Source organism: Streptomyces sp. NPDC006296, from assembly GCF_040613235.1.
Lineage (GTDB): Bacteria > Actinomycetota > Actinomycetes > Streptomycetales > Streptomycetaceae > Streptomyces.
Map to the genome: position 1 here is coordinate 1 of NZ_JBEXRT010000016.1, position 18,737 is coordinate 18,737.

The following is an 18,737-nucleotide window of genomic DNA, read 5'->3' on the forward strand; positions in this document are numbered from 1 at the left end:
GGAAGCTAAGCCTTTCAGCGCCGATGGTACTGCAGGGGGGACCCTGTGGGAGAGTAGGACGCCGCCGAACAATTATTCCGGGAAAGCCCCGTGCCTTTGTGGCACGGGGCTTTTCTGCGTTCCGGGACCGGTCACCACGACCACCGGATGCCGGAGCAGCCCGCGAGAGCGCCGGCCCGCTGCGACGGGGTGGCATCTCGGCATGTGGCCTTCCTCACAGCGAAAGCACAGGAAGTGAAGGCAACTGCACCCATTCGTCTTTTCTGTCTCTGCGGATGATCGCGTTCCGGTCGGAACCGGTGGAAAACCCGTGCCGTCCCGCGCCCATGACGGATCTACGATCACGTCGAGTCGCATCTGTGTGCCCCATTCCGCTGCGACCCCTTCCTCTCTGTCCGGACCTCGAAGGGCTCACGTGAAGATCCGCCGCATTCTTGCCACAGCTGTCGCCACCGCGGTGACCGCGCCCGTCCTCATGCTGTCGGCCGGTCCCGCGTTCGCCGAGGGCAGGCCGGCGTCCCAGACGCAGGAGAAGCCGTCGATCGCGGAACTGGAGAAGGCCGCGACAGCGGCGAAGAAGGTGTACGACGAGGCGGTGGAGGCCGAGAGCGCCGCTGAGGCCGCCGTCGAGCTGGTCATGGCCGACAGCAACCCGCTGGCTCTGGACGCGGCGGAGGCCACGGCTGCGGCGGCCGACGCCGCCACCGCGAAGGCCGTCGCCGACCAGACGGTCCTCGACGCCCGGGCCGTGCTGGACGCCCTGTCGGAGGAGTCCACCGACCAGGAGCGGGCCGACGCGGAGACGGCCCTCACCGAGGCCGAGGCGGCCGCCGCCGGCGCCGCCACGGCGAAGACCGCCGCGGACGCCGAGGCCGGGAAGGCCGTCAAGGCCCGCGATGACGAACGGGTCGCAGTCCTCAGGGCGCTGCACCTGGCGCAGAACGCCACCGAGGCCGCCCTCGCCGACAAGAAGGCCGCCGACGCGGCGCTGGCCAAGGCGGAGGAGGAAGCCGCCGGGGAGGGCGAGGACGACGAGGACTGCGTTCCGACCACCGAGCTGACCACGGAGGTCACGGGGCTCCCGTCCACGGTGGTCGCCGGCACGAAGGTCACCTTCGGGCTCCGGGTCACCAATGGCACCGGCAAGACCCTGGACGAGGTGTTCCCGTTCGTCTATCTCCACGCCACGGACAGGAGCGGGCGCAAGGTGCTCGACGATCTGGTGCACCTGCAGTGGTCGTCCGGCTCGTCCGCGAAGTGGCAGAACGTCGACAACGAGAACTACATCGACCCGGTCAGCGCGCTGAAGAGCGGTGCCCACGTCGATGTGAAGCTGCGTCTCTCGGTCGACGCGTCGGCCCCGGCGGGCAACGGCGTGACCTTCGTCGCCGGTGACTACTGGAACGAGGACGGGAGCTGCGGGGGAAGCCCGGACCTCGAAGGCTACGAGTTCCTGATCGCCGCCGCGGGCAGCAAGCCCGGCAAGGTCGAGGACGCGGTGCCCGCCCCGACCGGGCGCGACACCGCGGACCTCAGGCCGCAGGGTGCCGCGTCGGCCGTGCCCGTGGGGGGCAGCCTGGCGGCCACGGGCTCGTCCTCCGCCACGCAGCAGCTCGCGCTCGCGAGCGGTGCCGCCCTGGCGATCGGGGCCGGCGCGGTCTTCGCCGTACGCCGGCGCAAGGACGGTTCCCGCGTCTGAGGCGTGAGCCGGTGCACCGGCCGCTCCGGACCGTGCGACGGGCCCGGCACCTGACGGTGCCGGGCCCGTCGCCGTACGGCCCTTCCCGGATTCTCGTTTGCCGTGGTGGGACCGGCGGGGCACGATCGGCGGATGGACTACGTGGTGCGTGCGGTGCGGGCCGAGGAGTGGGAGCGGGCCAAGGAGATCCGGTTGGCGGCCCTGCAGGACCCGGCCGCCCCGATCGCCTATCTGGAGACGTACGAGCAGGCCCTGACCAAGCCGGACGTGTTCTGGCGGGAGCGGACGGCAGGGGCCGCCTCGGGGGAGCACAGCCGTCAGTTCGTCGCGGAGGCGGCCGACGGTGAGTGGGCGGGGACGGTGTCCGCGCTCGTGGAGAGGCCCGCGGGCGAGCCGGGTTTCGGCGAGGCGGCCGAGGTCGGCCAGACCCACCTGGTGGGGGTGTTCGTGCGGCCGGGGCACCGGGGCCGCGGAGTGGTGGACGCGCTGCTGCGTGCGGCGATCGACTGGTCCTGGTCGCTGAGCGGGCCGCCGCTGGAACGCGTCCGGCTCCACGCCCACGAGGCCAACGCACGTGCCGTGGCCGCCTATCGCAGGATCGGCTTCACGCCGACCGGGCGGGCGCTGCCGATGGAGGGCGACGCGGCCTCGCTGCAGTGGGAGTACGAGATCCGCCGCTGAGACGCGGGACGTCCGCGGGGAGCGGTCCCGCCCGTGATCACCTCGGTCCCGCAGGTCCCGCAGGTCCCGCAGGTCACCCGCGTCGCGCAGGGGCGCCGGCGCCCGGTGGGTCGAGCAGTGCGGGCGTCGGTGGTGGGTGTGCGGGGCGCCCGGACGGGGCGCGGTGGGTCAGTGCTGTCCGGGGGCCGGCAGCGGGTCGCGCCAGCGGGACCGGGCCTGTTCCTCGGAGCGGAGCAGGACCAGGGTGGTCATGCCCCGGGCCTCGCCGGACGACAGCAGGTCCGGGAGCTGGGGCAGCGGCGCGACGGCCGCGACGTCGTCCAGGACGAGTGTCATTGGTGGGTCGAGCCGACCGTCGGTTGACCGTGCGGCCATGCGGCGGCCGTGCTCGACCACGTGCGAGGCGAGTGCGGTGAGCAGGGGCATCGCACCGGGGCGGTGGCGAGGGTCCTCGACGGGCTCGCCGACCACATAGAGGGTTCCCCCCTCGCGGGCAAAGGAATCCAGTACGAGCGCATCGGATCGGTTGGGTGTGCATGCGTCACGGATGTGGACCGACGAGAGGGCGGCGAGCGCACGCAGGATCAGTTCCGTCGCCGCGTCCCGGCGTTCGGGATGGGCGGTGAGCGCGGACTCCAGGAGACCGGCCTGCCCGGCGGCGGCCTTGGGGTGCGTACGGAGCAGGCGCACCGGTTCGTGGCCCCCGGAGCCGGACGCCCAGCGGTGGACCTGGCGGAAGGGGCGGCCGTCCACGGCGGCGGCGTGCAGCCAGCACCGGAGCAGGGTCTCGGCGGTGTCGGCCACGGCCGCGTCGATGCGGGCCTGCGGGCGTACCGGGGTGAGGAGCGCGGCGGCCCGTGAGGCCGCGGTGGCGGGGTCCTCGCAGCCCGCGGTGGGTGCCCAGTGGAGACGGGCCGGTGTGTCGCAGAGATGGCCCGGGTCGTAGACGAGGACCGGGCCCAGCTTGCTGCGGGCGTCCTTCGTCTCGGCCCAGACGGTCGGGTCCGAGGTCACGACGAGGGCGGGGCCGTCGGCGTCCCGGACGGCCCGGACGACGGCCGGGCGGCGCGTGGCGGACGTGCCGTAGAGGACGTGGGGTGCGCGGGGGGTGGGGAGCAGCGGGGCGCTCTCGCGGGCGTACGCGGCGAGGGCCTCGGCGGGGGCGGCCCGTGCGGGGTCCGGGGCGGGTGGTCCGAGGGGTGCGCCGGTCGCGGGCACGGGGGCCGTCGCGCCGGCCGCCGCTGCGGGGATCGCCTCGACCGGGGCGGGGGCTGCCTCGACCGGGGTGGGAGAGGGGGCCTCGGCGGGTGTCGTCCGGTGTGCGGGGGCCCGGTCCGCCTCCGGCGGTACGGGGGTGTGCGGGGCCCGGTCCGCGTGGCGCTGCTTCCGCACCAGCCGCCAGCGCGTCAGCACGCCCATCGCGAAGACCGTCAGGACCAGCAGGACCATCACTTCGCCGATGAACAGGCCCCAGAACAGGCCGTATCCGGAGAGGTCGCCGGGCGGGGTGTCCGGCCAGGCGGCCGGCAGGTCCGTCGGGCCGACGGCGAGGGCGCGCAGGGCCAGGGGGGTCCGGGTGAACGTGACGCCGTCCGGCCAGCCCCCGTGGGTGAACAGCCCCGCCAGGCCCGTCGCCGTCCACGCCAGGACCGTCAGGCCGAAGAGGAAGGCGAGGAGACCGATCAGCAGGCCGTCCGGGACGCCTCCCTGGCCCTCGCCGCGTCCCGGACCCGTGGGTGCCTGCCGTGCCATGTCATGCCACCGTTGACTCGGACGACTCGTTCAGCCGTTGCTGGTGCTCGATCCGCGCCGCCCGCTGCTCCGCCTCCAGCTCCGCGGCGCGTACGTCGTCGGGGAGCAGGTCCGCGGCGGAACCCTCGGTCATCGCGCGGTCGGTGAAGACCAGGGGGCGTTCGGCCTCGGTGATCAGGTGCTTGACGACCTGGACGTTGCCGTTGACGTCCCACACGGCGATGCCCGGGGTCAGCGTCGGGATGATCTCGACGGCCCACCGGGGCAGGCCGATGACCTTGCCCGTGGCTCTCGCCTCGTCGGCCTTCTGGGCGTAGATCGTGCGGGTGGAGGCCATCTTCAGGATGGCCGCCGCCTCCTTCGCCGCCGCGCCGTCGACGACGTCGCTGAGGTGGTGGACGACCGCCACGAAGGACAGGCCGAGCCGGCGGCCGAACTTCAGCAGGCGCTGGAAGAGCTGGGCGACGAAGGGCGAGTTGATGATGTGCCAGGCCTCCTCGACGAGGAAGATGCGCTTCTTCCGGTCGGGCCTGATCCAGGTGTGCTCCAGCCACACGCCGACGATCGCCATGAGGATCGGCATGGCGATGGAGTTCCGGTCGATGTGCGAGAGGTCGAAGACGATCAGCGGGGCGTCGAGGTCGATGCCGATCGTGGTCGGTCCGTCGAACATGCCCCGCAGGTCACCGTCGACGAGACGGTCCAGGACGAGGGCGACGTCCAGGCCCCAGGCCCGTACGTCGTCTATGTCCACGTTCATCGCCTCGGCGGACTCCGGCTTCGGGTGGCGGAGCTGTTCCACGATGTCCATCAGGACCGGCTGGCGCTCGGTGATGGTGTCGTTGACGTAGGCGTGCGCGACCTTGAGCGCGAAGCCGGAACGTTCGTCGAGGCCATGCCCCATGGCGACCTCGATGATCGTGCGGAGCAGGGCCAGCTGTCCGGTCGTCGTGATCGACGGGTCGAGGGGGTTGAGCCGGATCCCGTCGTTCAGCGCGGCGGTCGGGTCGAGCCGGATGGGCGTGATGCCCAGCTCCTGGGCGATGAGGTTCCACTCGCCGACCCCGTCCTCGCCCTGGGCGTCCAGGACGACGACCTGGCGGTCGCGGAACCGGAGCTGGCGCAGCACGTAGGTCTTCTCCAGCGCGGACTTGCCGTTGCCGGACTCGCCGAGCACCAGCCAGTGCGGGGCGGGGAGCTGCTGCCCGTACAGCTGGAACGGGTCGTAGATGTAGCCCTTGCCCGAGTACACCTCACGCCCGATGATCACGCCGGAGTCGCCGAGGCCGGGTGCGGCGGTCGGCAGGTAGACGGCCTGGGCCTGGCCCGTCGACGTGCGTACCGGGAGCCGGGTCGTCTCCACGCTGCCGAAGAGGAAGGCGGTGAAGGCATCCGACAGCGCGGACAGCGGATCTCGCATGGCGTGACTGCCCTCTCGGTTAGCGACGGATGCCGGTGGCGAACGGCAGGGTGTTCACGAAGGCGCGGTGGTGCTCCCGGTCGCACCACTCCAGCTTCAGGTACGACTTGCCGGCCGAGGCCCGGATCGTCCGCTTGTCGCGGGCGAGTGCCTCGGGGGACCGGGACGAGACGGTGAGGTAGCCGACCAGGTTGACTCCGGCGGCGCCGCTCGCCAGGTCCTCGCCCCGCTGGTCCAGCCGTCCGTGGGCGGCGATGTCGCGGGGGTCGACCGTGCGGTTCATCTTGGCCTGGCGGCTCGCCTCGGCGTCGTCGTTGGTCTTCTCGGTCAGCATCCGCTCGATGGCGATCTCGGTGGGTTCGAGGTCCATGCAGACGGCGACGGTGCGGATCACGTCCGGGGTGTGGACGAGGAGGGGCGCCAGGAAGTTCACGCCCACCGGGGTCATCGGCCATTCCTTGACCCAGGCCGTGGCGTGGCACCAGGGGGCGCGCGTCGTCGACTCGCGGGTCTTGGCCTGGAGGAACGTGGGCTCGACGGCGTCGAGTTCGGCCGGCCAGGCGTTGCGCTTCGTCATGGCCTGGATGTGGTCGATGGGGTGGTCCGGGTCGTACATCGAGTGCACGAGGGAGGCCAGCCGGCTCTGGCCGAGGGGCTGGCGGACCCGGATGTCGGCCTCCGCGAGCCGTGCGCAGATGTCGGTGAGCTCGCGCGCCATGACGACGGCGAGACCCGCGTCGCGGTCCACCTTGCGGCCGCCCTGGGGCCGGATGGCGCGGGCCATGGCGTTGGCCTCGGCGGCCAGGTCGCGGCCGTAGTGCATGCAGGCGACGAGGTAGGCGCGGTGCTGCTCGCTGGAGGTGGACACCATCGACTGGAGCTGGTCGTAGGAGTCCTGGAGCCAGTCCGGTGCGGACCTGTCGCCGCGCTGGGCGACGTCCTTGGCGTGTGCGTCGGGGTCGGCGGGCAGGGTGCGGGCCAGCATCTGGAGGCGCGTCACGAAGCCGTCGCCGTTGGCCACGTGCTTGAGGAGGGTGCCGAAGCGGTCGACCAGGGCTTCCTGGTCCTCGCTGTCGCGGAGGCCGACCCCGGGTCCCTCGATCTCGATGGCGGCGGTGACCGTGCGCCGGTCGGCGTGCAGCAGGACGGCGATCTCGTCCGGGCCGAACGGTGCGGCGAGCCAGCTGATCCTGCCGATGCCCGGCGGCGGCCCGATCTCGACCTCGCGCCCGTCGGCGCCGATGCCGGCCTCCATGGCGGCGGAGCGGTAGGCCGTGCCGCGGCGGAGGGTGCGCTTGAAGCTGCGGTTGATCTCGAACCACTTGTAGAAGGTGCGGCCCTTGTAGGGGACGTACACGACGGCCAGGGCAAGGGCGGGGAAGCCCACGAGGGACACGATCCGCAAGGACAGGGCGGGGACGAGGAGCCCGCTCATCATGCCGAGGAAGGCCCCGAGGATGATCAGCGCGATCTCGCCCGTCTCGCGGTTCTTGCCGACGATCGCGTTCGGCCGGGCGCGGCCGATGAGATACGTGCGGCGGGGCGTGATCGTGTGGGCCTGGGTCGTCACCGCCCTCCACCTCCTGTGCTCGTGCTGCCTGTGTTGCCTGAACCGCCTCGCGCGGGGCGGCTGCCGTGGGGGGTGCCGGAGGTGGGTCCGGAACCGCTGCGGGGCGACGGGGCGGAGCCGCCGCCTCCACCGGAGTTACGGGTGCTGTGGGCGGCGACACCGCCGCTGACCGGGTTGGCGGGGCGTGCGCCGCCCCCACCACCGCCCTCACCGCCGCCACCGCGGCCGCTGTGGGTCTTGATGCCCTGCGAGACGAGCGCGGCGGGCGAGCTGATCATCGCGGCGGCCTGTGAGCCGTCGGTGGCCTGCTTGAGGTTGGTGCGGGCGCCCTGGATCTCGTCGCCGAAGCCGGGGACGAAGCGGTAGATCATGGCGGAGGCGAAGATGGCCAGCAGGATGATGGCGAGACCGGACACGACGGCTGAGAACGCGTTGGGGCCGTCGTCCGCGGAGAGTGCCCCGGCGAGCCCGAGCACGATGACGATGACCGGTTTCACCATGATCACGGCGATCATGATGCCCGCCCAGCGGCGGACATGGCCCCACATGTTCTTGTCGACGAGCCCGGAGTACACGACGACACCCAGCAGGGCGCCCACGTAGAGCAGGGCGGCCCGGATCACGAGCTCCAGCCACAGGACGCCGGCGGCGACGATCGACACGAGCGAGACGACGATCAGCATGATCGGCCCGCCGCCGATGTCGGTGCCCTTCTTGAGCGCCTCGGCGAACGACCCGAAGAAGACGTCGGACTGGCCGCCCGTCGCGGTGGAGATCACCTGGGTGACGCCGTCGGTGGCGGAGACGACCACGTAGAGGATGAGCGGGGTGAAGGCCGAGGCCAGCACCGTGAGCCACAGGAAGCCGATGGCCTCCGAGATCGCGGTGGTGAACGGCACCCCGCGGATCGCGCGCTTGGCCACGGCGAAGAGCCACAGGACCAGGGTGAGGATGGTGGACGCCGCGAAGACGACGGCGTACTGGGTGCGGAACGTGGAGTTGGTGAAGTCGACGGTCGCGGTGCTCTCCACGGCCTCGCTGAGCTTGCCCACGATGTAGGCGGCGGCGTCGGCGCAGCCGCGGGCCAGCGAGGTGAGGGGGTCCGAGGCGTCGGCCACGAGGGGTGTGTTGCGGGCGCCGGATCCGGCTTCGCCGTCCTCGCAGTAGTCCTTGGCCAATCCGACGATCAGGTCACAGGGGTTGTCGCTCCCGCTCGGCGAGGGAGTCGGTGTCGGAGCTGCGGAGGCACGGGAGGCGAGTGCCAGCAGCGTCGCCTGGAAGCTGCCCAGCAGCCCCATGAGCGAGAGGGTGCGGAACCTTCGGCTATCGGGCATAGGTGAAGCCTCCGTATCCCTGAACCGCACCAGCGATGTCGTCCGCAGTCGAAGCTCGGTTGTCGCCGTTGACGGGTGTCGGCCCCTCCGCCTGGCTCGACGACTCGATCCTCCAGTCGTCACCGACCCACTTGAGTTTCTCGGTGAGGGTGAACCAGGTGGCGGTCACGGGCTTGGTGGATCCGTCCCCCGCCATTCCGACGAGACCTGTGCACCAGACCTCCACGGTCGCGGCATCCGCGCTCCGGGCCGTCACCTTCGTACCCACGGGAACGGTTCTGGAGACGAACGTCAGTCCGCCGGGTGTGCTGCCGTCCTCGTTCAGGCCGACGTTCGAGAGGAAGCCGGCGGAATACGCCTTGGCCATGTCGGCCTGGAGAGCAGCCACGACGGCCGGGTCGTGGGTGGCCTCCAGGATGCCGTCCCGCTTCGTCTTGTCGAACATCTCTGCGGATCCCAGCGCCACCGCGTAGTTCGCCGCCGCGCTCTGCGCCCCCTGCTCGTCGTGCGCGAAGCCCGATGCGATCGTGCCGTTCCTGCCCGGGACCGGCTTGGTGCCCGTCGCGGCGGTGGGGCCCGCGCCTGCCGCGTCCGAGGGTTTCTCCTTGGCGCCGTCCGAGCCGCCGCCCCCGCCCTGGTTCGCGAACGCGATCGCCGCGATCAGCAGCACCACGACGCCCACCACCATGATCAGCGAGCGGGAGTTCCGGACGGGGCGGCGGGCGTAGCCCTCGCCCTCCTCGCCGTCGGGCAGGCGGGTGCGTGTCTGGCGCGTCCCGCCGAGGGTGCTGTACGCGTCGTCGTTGCGGTTTCCCGGCTCGTGTCCGCCGTATCCGCGCTCGTCGCCCTGGCTCATGCCGCGTACGCCCCCTCAGCCGTGTGCAGTTCCGCGTACGACGACGGTAGCGCTGCTGGTTTCCGCGTGGGCGCGGTGTGGTGACTCGACATCAGGGGAGACGACCTCTGCCGGTGGGCACGACGGACGGGTGGGGTGGGATGGGCCCGGGACGGGCCCGGGGCAGGGTGACGGCCCGGCGGTGGGTCAGACGGCCATTCCGTAGACGATGGTGAACAGTGTGCCCAGCGAGCCGATGATGAAGACGCCGGTCAGCCCTGCCACGATCAGGCCCTTGCCCTGTTCCGCGCTGAAGGTGTCGCGCAGCGCCGTCGCGCCGATCCGCTGTTTCGCGGCGCCCCAGATCGCGATGCCGAGGCAGAGGAGGATGGCGACCGCCATCACCACCTCGATCATGATGCGCGCCTCGTTGCCCAGCGTCCCGAACGGCCCCCAGTTGGGGGCGATTCCGCCGATGATGGTGGTGATGTCGCCCTTCTCAGCCGCAAGGTTCATGTAAGTCACCGCCCCTGTTGGGTAGTTCGCAGCCCGTGCCGTGCGACACGGGTCAGTCTCTATCTTCGCTGATGAAACCGGCATCGCACGACGCCTTCCCGGGTCTCTTTACCCGGATCTCGCACGTTTGACCGGGCGAACCGCTGTGACCTGCGGTTCGCACCGGAATCCGCCCGCATGTGCATGGTCACTCTGTGTATCACGCGGTGTGACCGCTAGCAACGACGGTGGCCATGGGTTCCGGATGCGGTTGGTGCGTTCACCGCGCACCGGCCGTTCGTACGCGCTGTTCGAGTGCGGTGCGTGCGCCGGTGGCCCCGGCCGACGCGCCGTCAGGCGCCGGGTGCGGTGCGGTCGGTGTCTACGGGGCGCGGAGCACGGTGTGCGCGGGTGCCGGGCCCCGGGGCGGCCTCGTCCAGTGCGGCGGGGGCGTGAAGGTGCACCAGGAGCCGTCGAACGGGAACGCTCCGGCCTCGGCGAGCCGGGTCACGCGCCGGCCCTCGGTGCGGATCGCCACCGCCTCCTCCGCCGACCAGTAGGCGGGGTGCCCGGTCTTCTCGGCGAACGACCGCTCGTCCTTCCATCGCCAGCCGCGGTCCGGGGCCACGACGACGTCGAGTTCGTGATCCGCCACGTCGATGTCCTCGCCGCGGTGGATCCGGTGCTCCAGATTCACGTACCAGCCGCGGAAGTCGTGGCCGCGGCCGAAGAACCAGAACACCGCGTGTCCCGCTCCCGTCGGCTGGTGGATGAGGGCGCTGCCCCGGGGCCACCGGCCGGCCCTGACCGGGTAGCCGTGCGGAGAGCGGGCCTCGGGCGGGATGTCCCGCAGGTGCGTCCGCCGGGGCAGCGTGGTCCGCCACATCGGGGTGCCGGACTCCAGCCACACCCACTGGCCCGCGTCGGTGCGCCGGACGAGGCGTACGGGCACGGAGGAGCTCAGGTGGCCCCCGATGAAGAGGTTCCACCGGAGGATCTGCCCGGCCTCCGCCCTCACCGCACCCGTCCCGTTCTCAGGTCCGCCCCCGCTCCCTCAGGTCCGCTCCCTCAGGTCCGTTCCCTCAGCGTTGCCGTGAAGCTGCGGCCGTAGGCGTGGTGGGTGGTGACGTCGAGGCGGGTGCCGCCCGGGACGTGGTGGACGCGGATGCCGGTGTCCGCCGCCACGCTCCGCAGCGGGCGGCCGTGGAGGGTGACCGACACGGTGCGCCGCGTCGTCGTGGGGTCGGACACCGCGAGTGCGTAGGTGCCGCCCGCGGTACGGCGCAGCAGGACGCTCGCCGGGCCGTCGATCGAGAGGCGTCCCGCCCGGTGGGTGCCCGCGGTGAAGGCGTTGGCGGCGGTGATGCCCAGCCCGGTGTGGGCCGCCGCCTGCAGGTGTTCCATATTGGAGAGGACGGCGAGCGGGCCGTGGGTGTAGGCCGCCAGGTCCCGTGCGGAGGCGTTCGGGACGAGTGCGTGCGCCATGGCGGTGGGCCGTGTTCCGGGTGGCTGTGCGTAGGTGAGGGTGAAGACCTGCTTGGTCACCGCCGTGTCCGCGTTGGCGAGGCGTACGAGGCGGCGGCTGCGGGTGACCGTGCCGAGTGCGACGACCGGGGGCGGGCCGGCCAGGAAGACGTAACCGACCGCGGTCCGCTGTCCGTCGTCCGTGTACCGCAGCCAGGCCGGCGGGGTGGTCCCGTTGCGTGGCCAGGGCGAGCCGTCGTGGAGGCAGCCGGTGACGGCGACGGGGGAGGAGGGGTCGGCGATGCGGCTGTCGACGGTGGTGGTGACTCCGCGGCCCGCCGATCCGGTCACGCCCGCGGAGAGGACGAGGATCTCGTCGTCGAACATGAACCAGGACCGGGTGGCGCGCGCCGCGCGGTAGGCGACGAAGTCCTCGGGCAGGGTGCCGGCCTGCCGGGCGGCGTACGCGGCGTCGTCGGACAGCACGAGTCCGGCCGCTCCGTAGGCGCCGAGGCGGGCGCCGCCGGAGAACTCCTGGGTGGCGCGCGGGAAGTAGACGTACGTGTTCTGCGCCTCGGACGAGGAGGTGAAGCCGCGTTCGGGGTTGTCGTACCAGAGGCTGCCGTACGCCTCGGGCACGGTGAGCCGGGTCTCCGCCGGTGCGGTGACGCCCGCGAGCCGGTCGGGCCGGACGGCGGTGACGTAGTCGACGCCGAACGCCTGCCGCTGGTCCGCGCCGGACAGGTACAGGTGGTGGGCGCCGGTGCCCTGGAACCAGGGCATCAGGTTCTCGCCGCTCATGTACTCGTACATGCTGGTGCGCGCGGAGCTGCGGGCGAGTGCGAAGGCGTAGCCCGGCCGGCGGTGCACGGTCCGGTCCATCGCGTTGTACGCGGCGTGCGCGGCGGAGGGGCCGATGTCCCGTGCGGGTACGGGGGAGTCGAGGATGTCGGCGTAGCGGGCGATGCTGACGGGGGACGTGAAGGCGGTGGGGTCGAGACCCGCTTTCGAGGTCTGCCCGAGGTGTTTGACGTACGCCCGGAGTGTTTCGGCGTCGCTGCCGGTCGTGTGGGCGGAGAGGTCGACGACGGCTTCCACGACGGCGGTGACGTCGTCGTACCCGGTGCCCGTCCGTGAGACCGCGCGTCCCTTGACGATCTCCATCATCCAGCCCTCGAAGATGAGGGGGGCGAAGCCGTCGGCGATCCAGCCCCGCACGACGCCGGGCAGGCTGTCGTCGGGGAGGTGGCCGGTGCCGTCGAGGATCTTGATGGTCTGGACGATCCGGGTGAGCAGTCCCTTGCCGTAGGAGCCGGTGTACGCGACGGAGCCGTGCTGGACGAAGGAGCCGTCGGCGTAGAAGCCGTCGGTCACCCCGTGGCGCGGCCGGTAGGGGTCGACGGTCGCGAAGACGGTCAGCTGGTCGGCGAGGGCCTTGGTGATGCGGGCCTCGTCCCCGAGCAGGGCGCCCTGGAGGATCCGGTTGGCGGTGATGTCGGCGAGGTTGGCGCCGGTGTGGAAGCGGGAGTCGAGGTCGACGTCGCCGTCCTTGCCGTGGCGCAGGTAGGCGTCCATGGTGGCGACGTACGTCGCGGTGAGCTCGGGCCGGTGTGCGGTGAGCTCGTCGCGGAGGAGGAGCAGGGTGCGGGTGGCGTGGCCCGGTATGCCGATCTCCCAGTGGAACCAGTTGCCGTAGTAGCCCTTCGACTGATCGCCGAACCAGTCGTCGTGGAGCCGGGCGAGGCTGTCGGCGACCCGCCTCCGGACCGTCGGGCCGGCGAGCGGTCCGGAGGGGTCGGTGCCGGGCAGGCGGGTGGCGAGGGCGATCTCGTAGAGGTACTGGTACGTCGTGCTCAGGTGGGGGTCGCTGGTGCCGAGCGGTACGCCCGCGAAGAGTTCGTCCTGCCCGGCGCGGTCCATCGCCGCGAGCCGGGTGAGCGCGGTGGCCCGCAGGGCGGCGAGCTTCGGGGCGACCTCGGGGCGGGCGTTGGACGCGGTGGTGCCGGCGAGGACCGCGAGGGTGTTGCGGAGGAGGGCGGCCGAGCTGCCGGCCGGTTCGGCCGGTGGCGGTGGGGCCGACGCCGTGGTGGCGCCGGCGGTGGCGGGCGGCTCGCGCCGGGGGGCCGCCTCGGCCCGCAGCGCCTGGGACATCGTCCAGAGCGTGGCGGCGGGGATCACGGACAGTGCGGAACGACGTGAGAGCTCCATCGGCACGCTCCAAAGTCCGGCCTTCAAGCGCTTGTTGCCCGTGCACCCAGCCAACCAACGGTCTCTCCCGGGTGTCAACGGCCGTGCGGCTCGGACGGCTGCGGGGCGCGGGCGGGGCGAGGCGTCGTTGACAGTGGAGGCTAATTGAATTAGCTCTTAGCTAAGAACATTAGCTGAACTTCTGGAGGATGCCGTGTCCGAGTACCTCGCCGTCGACGGTGGCACGCTCGCTTACGAGGTGGCGGGTTCGGGCCCGCTGGTCGTCCTCGCGCACGGCATGGGCGACAGCCGGGCCGCGTACCGCGAGGTGATCCCGCCGCTGGTGGCGGCGGGGTACCGGGTCGCGGCGGTCGACCTGCGCGGCTGCGGTGAGTCCGGGGCCGACTGGCCGGTCTGGACCCGCACCGCCCTCGCCGGCGACCTGCTCGCCGTGATCCGCCACCTGGGCGGCCCGGCCGTGATCGTCGGCCATTCGATCTCCGGTGGCGCCGCCACCGTGGCCGCCGCCCTGGAGCCCTCGCTGGTCACCGGGATCGTCGAACTGGCGCCCTTCACCCGCAAGCAGTCCCCCGGCCTGGCGGACCTGAAGGTGAAGCGCTTCCGGCAGGGGATGCTGCGCCTGCTCGGTGCGGGGCTGTTCGGCAGTGTGCCCCTCTGGCTCTCGTACCTCGACGTGGCCTACCCCGGTGCGAAGCCGGCCGACTGGACGGAGCGGATCGGCCGCATCGAGTCCCTGCTGCGCGAGCCGGGACGGATGAAGGCTTTCCAGGGCATGGGCCGCAGCGCCCCGGTCGACGCCGGCGCGCAGCTCGGCAACGTCCGCTGCCCGGTCCTCGTCGTGATGGGCACGCTCGACCCCGACTGGGCCGACCCGCACGGTGAGGGCTCCGCGATCGTGGACGCCCTGCCGTCCGGCCTCGGACGGCTCGAAATGATCGAGGGTGCCGGGCACTATCCCCACGACCAGTTCCCCGACCGGGTGGTCGCGCTCGTGCTGGCCTTCCTCCGGTCGGACGCGGCCCGTGCCTAGGGCCGGCCTGGACCCGGCCGCCGTGGTCGCCGCCGGTGCCGCCCTCGCCGACGAGGTGGGCCTCGCCCACCTGACGATGGGGCTGCTGGCGGAGCGGGTGGGCGTCCGCACCCCGTCCCTGTACAAGCACGTGAGCGGTCTGGAGGACCTCAACCGGCGGATCGCGGAACTGGCGATGGCCGAGGCCGCCGAGGCCGTCGGCGTCGCGGTCCAGGGCTACGCGGGCCGCGACGCGCTGGCGGCGGCCGCGCGTTCCTTCCGCGCCTACGTCGTCGAGCACCCCGGCCGCTACGCCGCCACGCTGGGCCAGGAACCCACCGGGCCCGACGACCCGCTGGCCGTCGCGTCCGGCCGGCTGCTCGACGCGTTCGTCGCGGTGCTGCGCGGCTACGAGATCGCCGAGACCGACGTGGACCACGCCCTGCGCACACTCCGCAGTCTCTTCCACGGGTTCGCGACCCTGCAGGCGGGCGGCGGCTTCCGCTGGAGCGCCGACGTCGACGAGAGCCTCGACTGGCTGATCGCCTTCGCCGACCGGGGCCTGCGGAACGTCAGCGCTCGGTGAGCGGGGTCGTGGGCTCGGCGAAGTGATCGAACTCGCCGGCCACGACGCCCCGGGTGAACGCCTCCCACTTCTGGACCGTGGTGGTCACCACCGTCCCGGGATCGCCCGTCTCGCGCAGGTGCACGAGCCCCCCGCGGCCGAACGCGATCTCGATCCAGGGACCCGGCCCCTCCGCGCCCTCCGGTGCGGCCCGGACCCAGGTGAGGCCGGCCGGGAGGTCACCCACGGCCGTGGGTCTCCTTCACCGTGCGGAGCAGTGCCGCCCAGGCGGCCGGGCTCGTCCGGAGTATCGCGCCGTCGGGATCGCCGCTCTCGGTGAGGGCCACGGAGCCGTGGTCGGCTGCGACGTGTACGCACGAGTTGCCTTGGGCGCAGTAGGACGACTTCTGCCATGCGAGTGTGGCCATTGCTGTTCCCTCACAGATTCCGGCCGATGGTGTGGACGAAGTCACGTGACCTCTCAGGCGCGAGCGCGATGTCCTCGATCCTGCTCAACAGGGTGCGGTACTTCTGCAACTGCGCCTCTGCGTCCTCCGGTGCGGCCCGGACCCAGGTGAGGCCGGCCGGGAGGTCATCCACGGTCGTGGGTCTCCTTCACCGTGCGGAGCAGTGCCGCCCAGGCGGCCGGGCTCGTCCGGAGTGTCGCGCCGTCGGGATCGCCGCTCTCGGTGAGGGCCACGGAGCCGTGGTCGGCCGCGACGTGCACGCAGGCCTCTCCCTGCGCGCAGTAGGAGGACTTCTGCCAGTCCGACGTGGTCATTCGTGGTCCTCACCGTTCCTGGGCGATGGTGTGCACGAGGTCTCTCGACTGCCCGGTCGGCAGCGCAGCCGCGTCGAGCCGTTCCAGCAGCATTCGGTACGCGGCCAGTTGGGCTTCAAAGTCGGTGAACACCGGGCCGTGGGACTGGACGAGCCGGGCGGTGTCGATCCGGAGATCCCGGCTCCGTTCTGCAGCGGGGTGCCGGAGGAGCCGCATGTCCTGGCGGAGCGCGGGCGTGGACTCCAGCTCGTGCGGGAGTGCGCGGAGAGCTGGGGCGCCTACCCGATCAGGGGTGGGCTGCCCGGGCAGGGCGGGAAGGTGCTGTGGGTGGAGTGCACCGTCCCGCCGTGCCCGGGGTGGGTGCGTCAGCCGGAGTAGCGTGACTCGAAGGTCCGGAATGCCTGCTCCTGGCGCCATTCCAGGCGCGCCTTGGGGCTGTCGGCGAGGAAACGGGTGCAGCGCGCGGACTGCGGTGCCCGGCACTCCTGGACCGTCTGCCAGCCCTGGCGCACGGGGTCGGGACGCCACAGGCTGCGGCCCGGCAGGAAGGCGTACTCCAGGGAAGCCCGGGCCAGGTCCTTCAGCTCCGGGTAGCCGAGTCCGTAGGTGAGGGCGGCCCGGCGGTACTCCTGGCCGATGTCACCGCGCGAGATGCCGGGGTCGTCGGTGGACAGCACGACGGGTACGCCGTACTTCCGGTAGACGGGGAACGGATGGTCGTCGCCCTCGACCTGGAGGATCTGCGCGTTGCTGGTGAGCGGTACCTCCACGGCGATCTGGCGGCGCGCCATGTCGCGGGCGAGCTTGCGCCAGTCGTCCTCCTGCACGAGATCGACGCCGTGGCCGATGCGTTCGGCCCGGCCGGTGCGTACGGCGTCGTCGATGTGGAAGGTGAGGTCCTCGGGCTTCACGAGGCCGGGGACGAGCTCGCCCGCGTGCAGGGTGATGTGGGCGCGCGGGTAGACCCCGTGCAGGTAGTCCAGCATCCGCATGTGGAGGCGGTAGTCCCGCAGGGAGATCTCGCCGTCCTCCGGCTGGACCAGGTTCACGGCGACGAACCGCTGGTCGCGTTCGGCGAGGCGGAGACCCAGGGCGATCTGGGTGAAGACGCGTTCCGGGGCGCTGTTGCGCGAGACCTGGGAGATCCAGCGCACCGTGATCCGGCATGCGGGGCGGGGCGTGGTGGTCGCGCAGCCCGCGGTGTCGCGGAACTCGGAGTCGGCGGTGTCGGCTTCCTTCCCGGCGTCCGCCACCAACTGGTCCAGCCGGCCGCCGGCGAGCAGCTTGCGGTGCAGGGCGGCCAGGTCGGCGTCCCAGCCGACGTCGGTCGCCAGTTGCTTGGCACCCGCCGAAGCGGGGCTGACCATGGTCTCCAGGTAGGACTGGTTCTGCCGCGCCGCGGTGCCGGCCACGTCGGCGAGCATCTTGCCGCGGTGCGAGGTCGCCGCGCTGAACTTCCCGAACGTGGCGAAGAAGTGGTCGTGGCCCGACTCCCCCTGCGGGAAGTCCTGCATGGACCAGGCCCGGACGATCTCCTGCCGGAAGGCGGGATCGGTCAGAGCGTCGGCGGCCGGCCGGGTCCCGGTGCCGCAGGGAGGGGCGACCGCGGTCGTCGTGGCGTCGATGCAGAGGCCGTCGTCGGCCGCGAGCCGGATCAGGTACTCGGTCTGCACCGCACCGGAGAGGTGGTTGTGCAGGTCACCGCCCTTGGGGAGGTCCCGGAAGAAGTTCCCGGGCCGCTGCGGGTGCGCCTCCAGCCACGCGGCGGTGCGGGCCTCGGCAGTGGTCGCCGGACGCGGTGCGGTGTCGGAGGCGGAGGCTGCGGCCCGGGCGGTCGTTCCGGCGGGCAGGGACGCGGCCAGGGCGGCCGCGGCGAGCCCTGCGGCCGTCAGGAGACGGCGGGCAGGGCGTGAGTCGGGGGATACGGAGATCACGCCTCGCATGATCACGAAGACCGGCTCGGACGGCCCCGGGCCGCGTGGACAGCACCCGGTAAACCATCCGTCCGAGGGACATCCCGGGACGGCGGTCCACCCGAACGCCCCGGGGCGTCACCGGAAGCGGAGGGACCGGCGGCTCCGGGAGTGGACTCAGAGGCGCAGTCCGGGTGGGAAACCGGTCCAGTGGAGGTCCGCCGGGAGATGGCCCATGTCGTTGACCACGAGCAGTGCCGCGGGCCGGCCGGGGGTGTACCGGATGACGGTGAGCGCGGCGTTGGCGTGCTGCAGGCTCATCCAGCGCCACGCGGGCGCGTCGAGGGCATCCCGCACCAGCCAGGCGACCAGAAAGGCGTGGGTGACGACCAGTTCGTGGCGGGGCTCGTCACCGGCCGCCACTCCGGTGAACCGTGCCAGGGCGGCGTCCGCCAGCTGCGGGCCGCGGGTGCGCTCGTCCTCGGGGAACTGTCCCAGGAAGCCGAGGAACCGGTCCGCCGACTCCTCGGGAAGCTCCGCGCGGCCTGGGACGTACGGGACGTAGTCCCCGGCCTCCTCGGCGGCCCGCAGGGGTACGTCCTGCCGCAGCTGCGCGTGGACCAGGCGGGCGGTCAGGGCGGCCCGGGGCAGCGGACCGTGGTGGACGGCGGACAGCGGTACGTCCCGGAGCCGTTCACCGAGCAGGGCCGCCTGGCGCCGGCCCCGTTCGGTCAGATCGGTCTCGTCGGGGGACGCCTCGCCGTGCCGGGCGAGGTAGAGGAAGCGGGGCGCGGTCTTCGCCCCGGTCCGTGCCGTGGTCATGAGGTCCTCTCGCTGGTCCGGCCGTCTCGCCGGCGCGGTGGCGGGACGGTTCTGTCGCCCGGCTGTCCGGCCGTCCGGCCTGCTCGATCGCTCGGCCGGTCCGGGTTTCCGGCCGGTTCGGATTCTTGGCCGTCCGGTCGCCCGGCCGGTTCGGTGGGTGTCGGGGTGGACGACGTCCGGGCTCCGGGC

At 72.3% G+C, this 18,737-nt stretch carries 19 protein-coding genes; 4 read left to right on the top strand and 15 right to left on the bottom strand.

Annotated features, from left to right (window positions below; genetic code table 11):
• Positions 1-415 precede the first annotated feature (415 nt).
• Complete coding sequence (locus ABZ172_RS13490) at positions 416-1,699, top strand: LAETG motif-containing sortase-dependent surface protein (RefSeq protein ID WP_356883448.1); 1,284 nt, start codon at positions 416-418, stop codon at positions 1,697-1,699.
• Between the two features lie 132 nt (positions 1,700-1,831).
• On the top strand, positions 1,832-2,380 hold the full coding sequence (locus tag ABZ172_RS13495; protein WP_356883450.1) for a GNAT family N-acetyltransferase: 549 nt from the start codon (positions 1,832-1,834) through the stop codon (positions 2,378-2,380).
• Between the two features lie 168 nt (positions 2,381-2,548).
• Here the strand turns inward: ABZ172_RS13495 and ABZ172_RS13500 are convergent, their stop codons facing one another.
• The 8 genes from ABZ172_RS13500 to ABZ172_RS13535 all read right to left on the bottom strand — a co-directional run bounded on the left by ABZ172_RS13500 (position 2,549) and on the right by ABZ172_RS13535 (position 13,458).
• On the bottom strand, positions 2,549-4,132 hold the full coding sequence (locus tag ABZ172_RS13500; RefSeq protein WP_356883452.1) for a type VI secretion protein: 1,584 nt from the start codon (positions 4,130-4,132) through the stop codon (positions 2,549-2,551).
• 1 nt (position 4,133) lies between these two features.
• Positions 4,134-5,552, bottom strand: coding sequence for an ATP-binding protein (locus ABZ172_RS13505; protein WP_356883454.1), 1,419 nt, complete (start codon positions 5,550-5,552; stop codon positions 4,134-4,136).
• 19 nt (positions 5,553-5,571) lie between these two features.
• The gene (locus ABZ172_RS13510; protein ID WP_356883456.1) at positions 5,572-7,122 is read right to left on the bottom strand and encodes an SCO6880 family protein; all 1,551 of its coding nucleotides are present in this window, start codon (positions 7,120-7,122) and stop codon (positions 5,572-5,574) included.
• Positions 7,119-8,456 carry a hypothetical protein gene (locus tag ABZ172_RS13515; RefSeq protein ID WP_356883458.1) on the bottom strand — a complete coding sequence of 446 codons (1,338 nt, stop codon included), beginning with the start codon at positions 8,454-8,456 and terminating at the stop codon, positions 7,119-7,121. Before ABZ172_RS13515 ends, ABZ172_RS13510 begins: the two co-directional genes overlap by 4 nt.
• A complete protein-coding gene (locus ABZ172_RS13520) occupies positions 8,446-9,312 on the bottom strand; it encodes a hypothetical protein (RefSeq protein WP_356883460.1) in 867 nt (288 codons plus the stop codon). The genes ABZ172_RS13515 and ABZ172_RS13520 overlap by 11 nt, the downstream gene beginning before the upstream one ends.
• A gap of 186 nt (positions 9,313-9,498) precedes the next feature.
• The gene (locus tag ABZ172_RS13525) at positions 9,499-9,807 is read right to left on the bottom strand and encodes a hypothetical protein (RefSeq protein WP_138899619.1); all 309 of its coding nucleotides are present in this window, start codon (positions 9,805-9,807) and stop codon (positions 9,499-9,501) included.
• A gap of 361 nt (positions 9,808-10,168) precedes the next feature.
• Entirely contained in the window at positions 10,169-10,804 is a 636-nt protein-coding gene (locus ABZ172_RS13530) for a DUF402 domain-containing protein (protein ID WP_356883462.1), read from the bottom strand.
• Positions 10,805-10,854: 50 nt separating this feature from the next.
• A complete protein-coding gene (locus ABZ172_RS13535) occupies positions 10,855-13,458 on the bottom strand; it encodes a polysaccharide lyase family 8 super-sandwich domain-containing protein (RefSeq protein WP_356883464.1) in 2,604 nt (867 codons plus the stop codon).
• Positions 13,459-13,651: 193 nt separating this feature from the next.
• On the opposite strand from ABZ172_RS13535, the gene ABZ172_RS13540 reads away from it, so the two are divergent.
• Positions 13,652-14,488 carry an alpha/beta hydrolase gene (locus tag ABZ172_RS13540; protein WP_356883466.1) on the top strand — a complete coding sequence of 279 codons (837 nt, stop codon included), beginning with the start codon at positions 13,652-13,654 and terminating at the stop codon, positions 14,486-14,488.
• Positions 14,489-14,510: 22 nt separating this feature from the next.
• Entirely contained in the window at positions 14,511-15,053 is a 543-nt protein-coding gene (locus tag ABZ172_RS13545; RefSeq protein ID WP_356883713.1) for a TetR-like C-terminal domain-containing protein, read from the top strand.
• Here ABZ172_RS13545 and ABZ172_RS13550 read toward each other — a convergent pair.
• The 7 genes from ABZ172_RS13550 to ABZ172_RS13580 form a co-directional block, all read right to left on the bottom strand.
• Complete coding sequence (locus tag ABZ172_RS13550) at positions 15,040-15,279, bottom strand: DUF397 domain-containing protein (RefSeq protein ID WP_356883468.1); 240 nt, start codon at positions 15,277-15,279, stop codon at positions 15,040-15,042. The two genes, ABZ172_RS13545 and ABZ172_RS13550, sit on opposite strands and share 14 nt — an antisense overlap.
• Positions 15,272-15,460 (bottom strand): DUF397 domain-containing protein, encoded by a 189-nt coding sequence (locus tag ABZ172_RS13555; protein ID WP_356883470.1) that lies wholly within the window; start codon positions 15,458-15,460, stop codon positions 15,272-15,274. The genes ABZ172_RS13550 and ABZ172_RS13555 overlap by 8 nt, the downstream gene beginning before the upstream one ends.
• A 10-nt stretch (positions 15,461-15,470) precedes the next feature.
• Positions 15,471-15,632, bottom strand: a complete 162-nt coding sequence (locus tag ABZ172_RS13560; protein WP_356883472.1) for a hypothetical protein — start codon at positions 15,630-15,632, stop codon at positions 15,471-15,473.
• Positions 15,625-15,813, bottom strand: a complete 189-nt coding sequence (locus tag ABZ172_RS13565) for a DUF397 domain-containing protein (RefSeq protein WP_356883474.1) — start codon at positions 15,811-15,813, stop codon at positions 15,625-15,627. Before ABZ172_RS13565 ends, ABZ172_RS13560 begins: the two co-directional genes overlap by 8 nt.
• A 9-nt stretch (positions 15,814-15,822) precedes the next feature.
• A complete protein-coding gene (locus tag ABZ172_RS13570) occupies positions 15,823-16,029 on the bottom strand; it encodes a hypothetical protein (protein ID WP_356883476.1) in 207 nt (68 codons plus the stop codon).
• A 149-nt stretch (positions 16,030-16,178) separates the two neighbouring features.
• Positions 16,179-17,756, bottom strand: a complete 1,578-nt coding sequence (locus ABZ172_RS13575; RefSeq protein ID WP_356883478.1) for an adenosine deaminase — start codon at positions 17,754-17,756, stop codon at positions 16,179-16,181.
• A gap of 147 nt (positions 17,757-17,903) precedes the next feature.
• Positions 17,904-18,548 (bottom strand): histidine phosphatase family protein, encoded by a 645-nt coding sequence (locus tag ABZ172_RS13580; RefSeq protein WP_356883480.1) that lies wholly within the window; start codon positions 18,546-18,548, stop codon positions 17,904-17,906.
• Between the last annotated feature and the right edge of the window lie 189 nt (positions 18,549-18,737).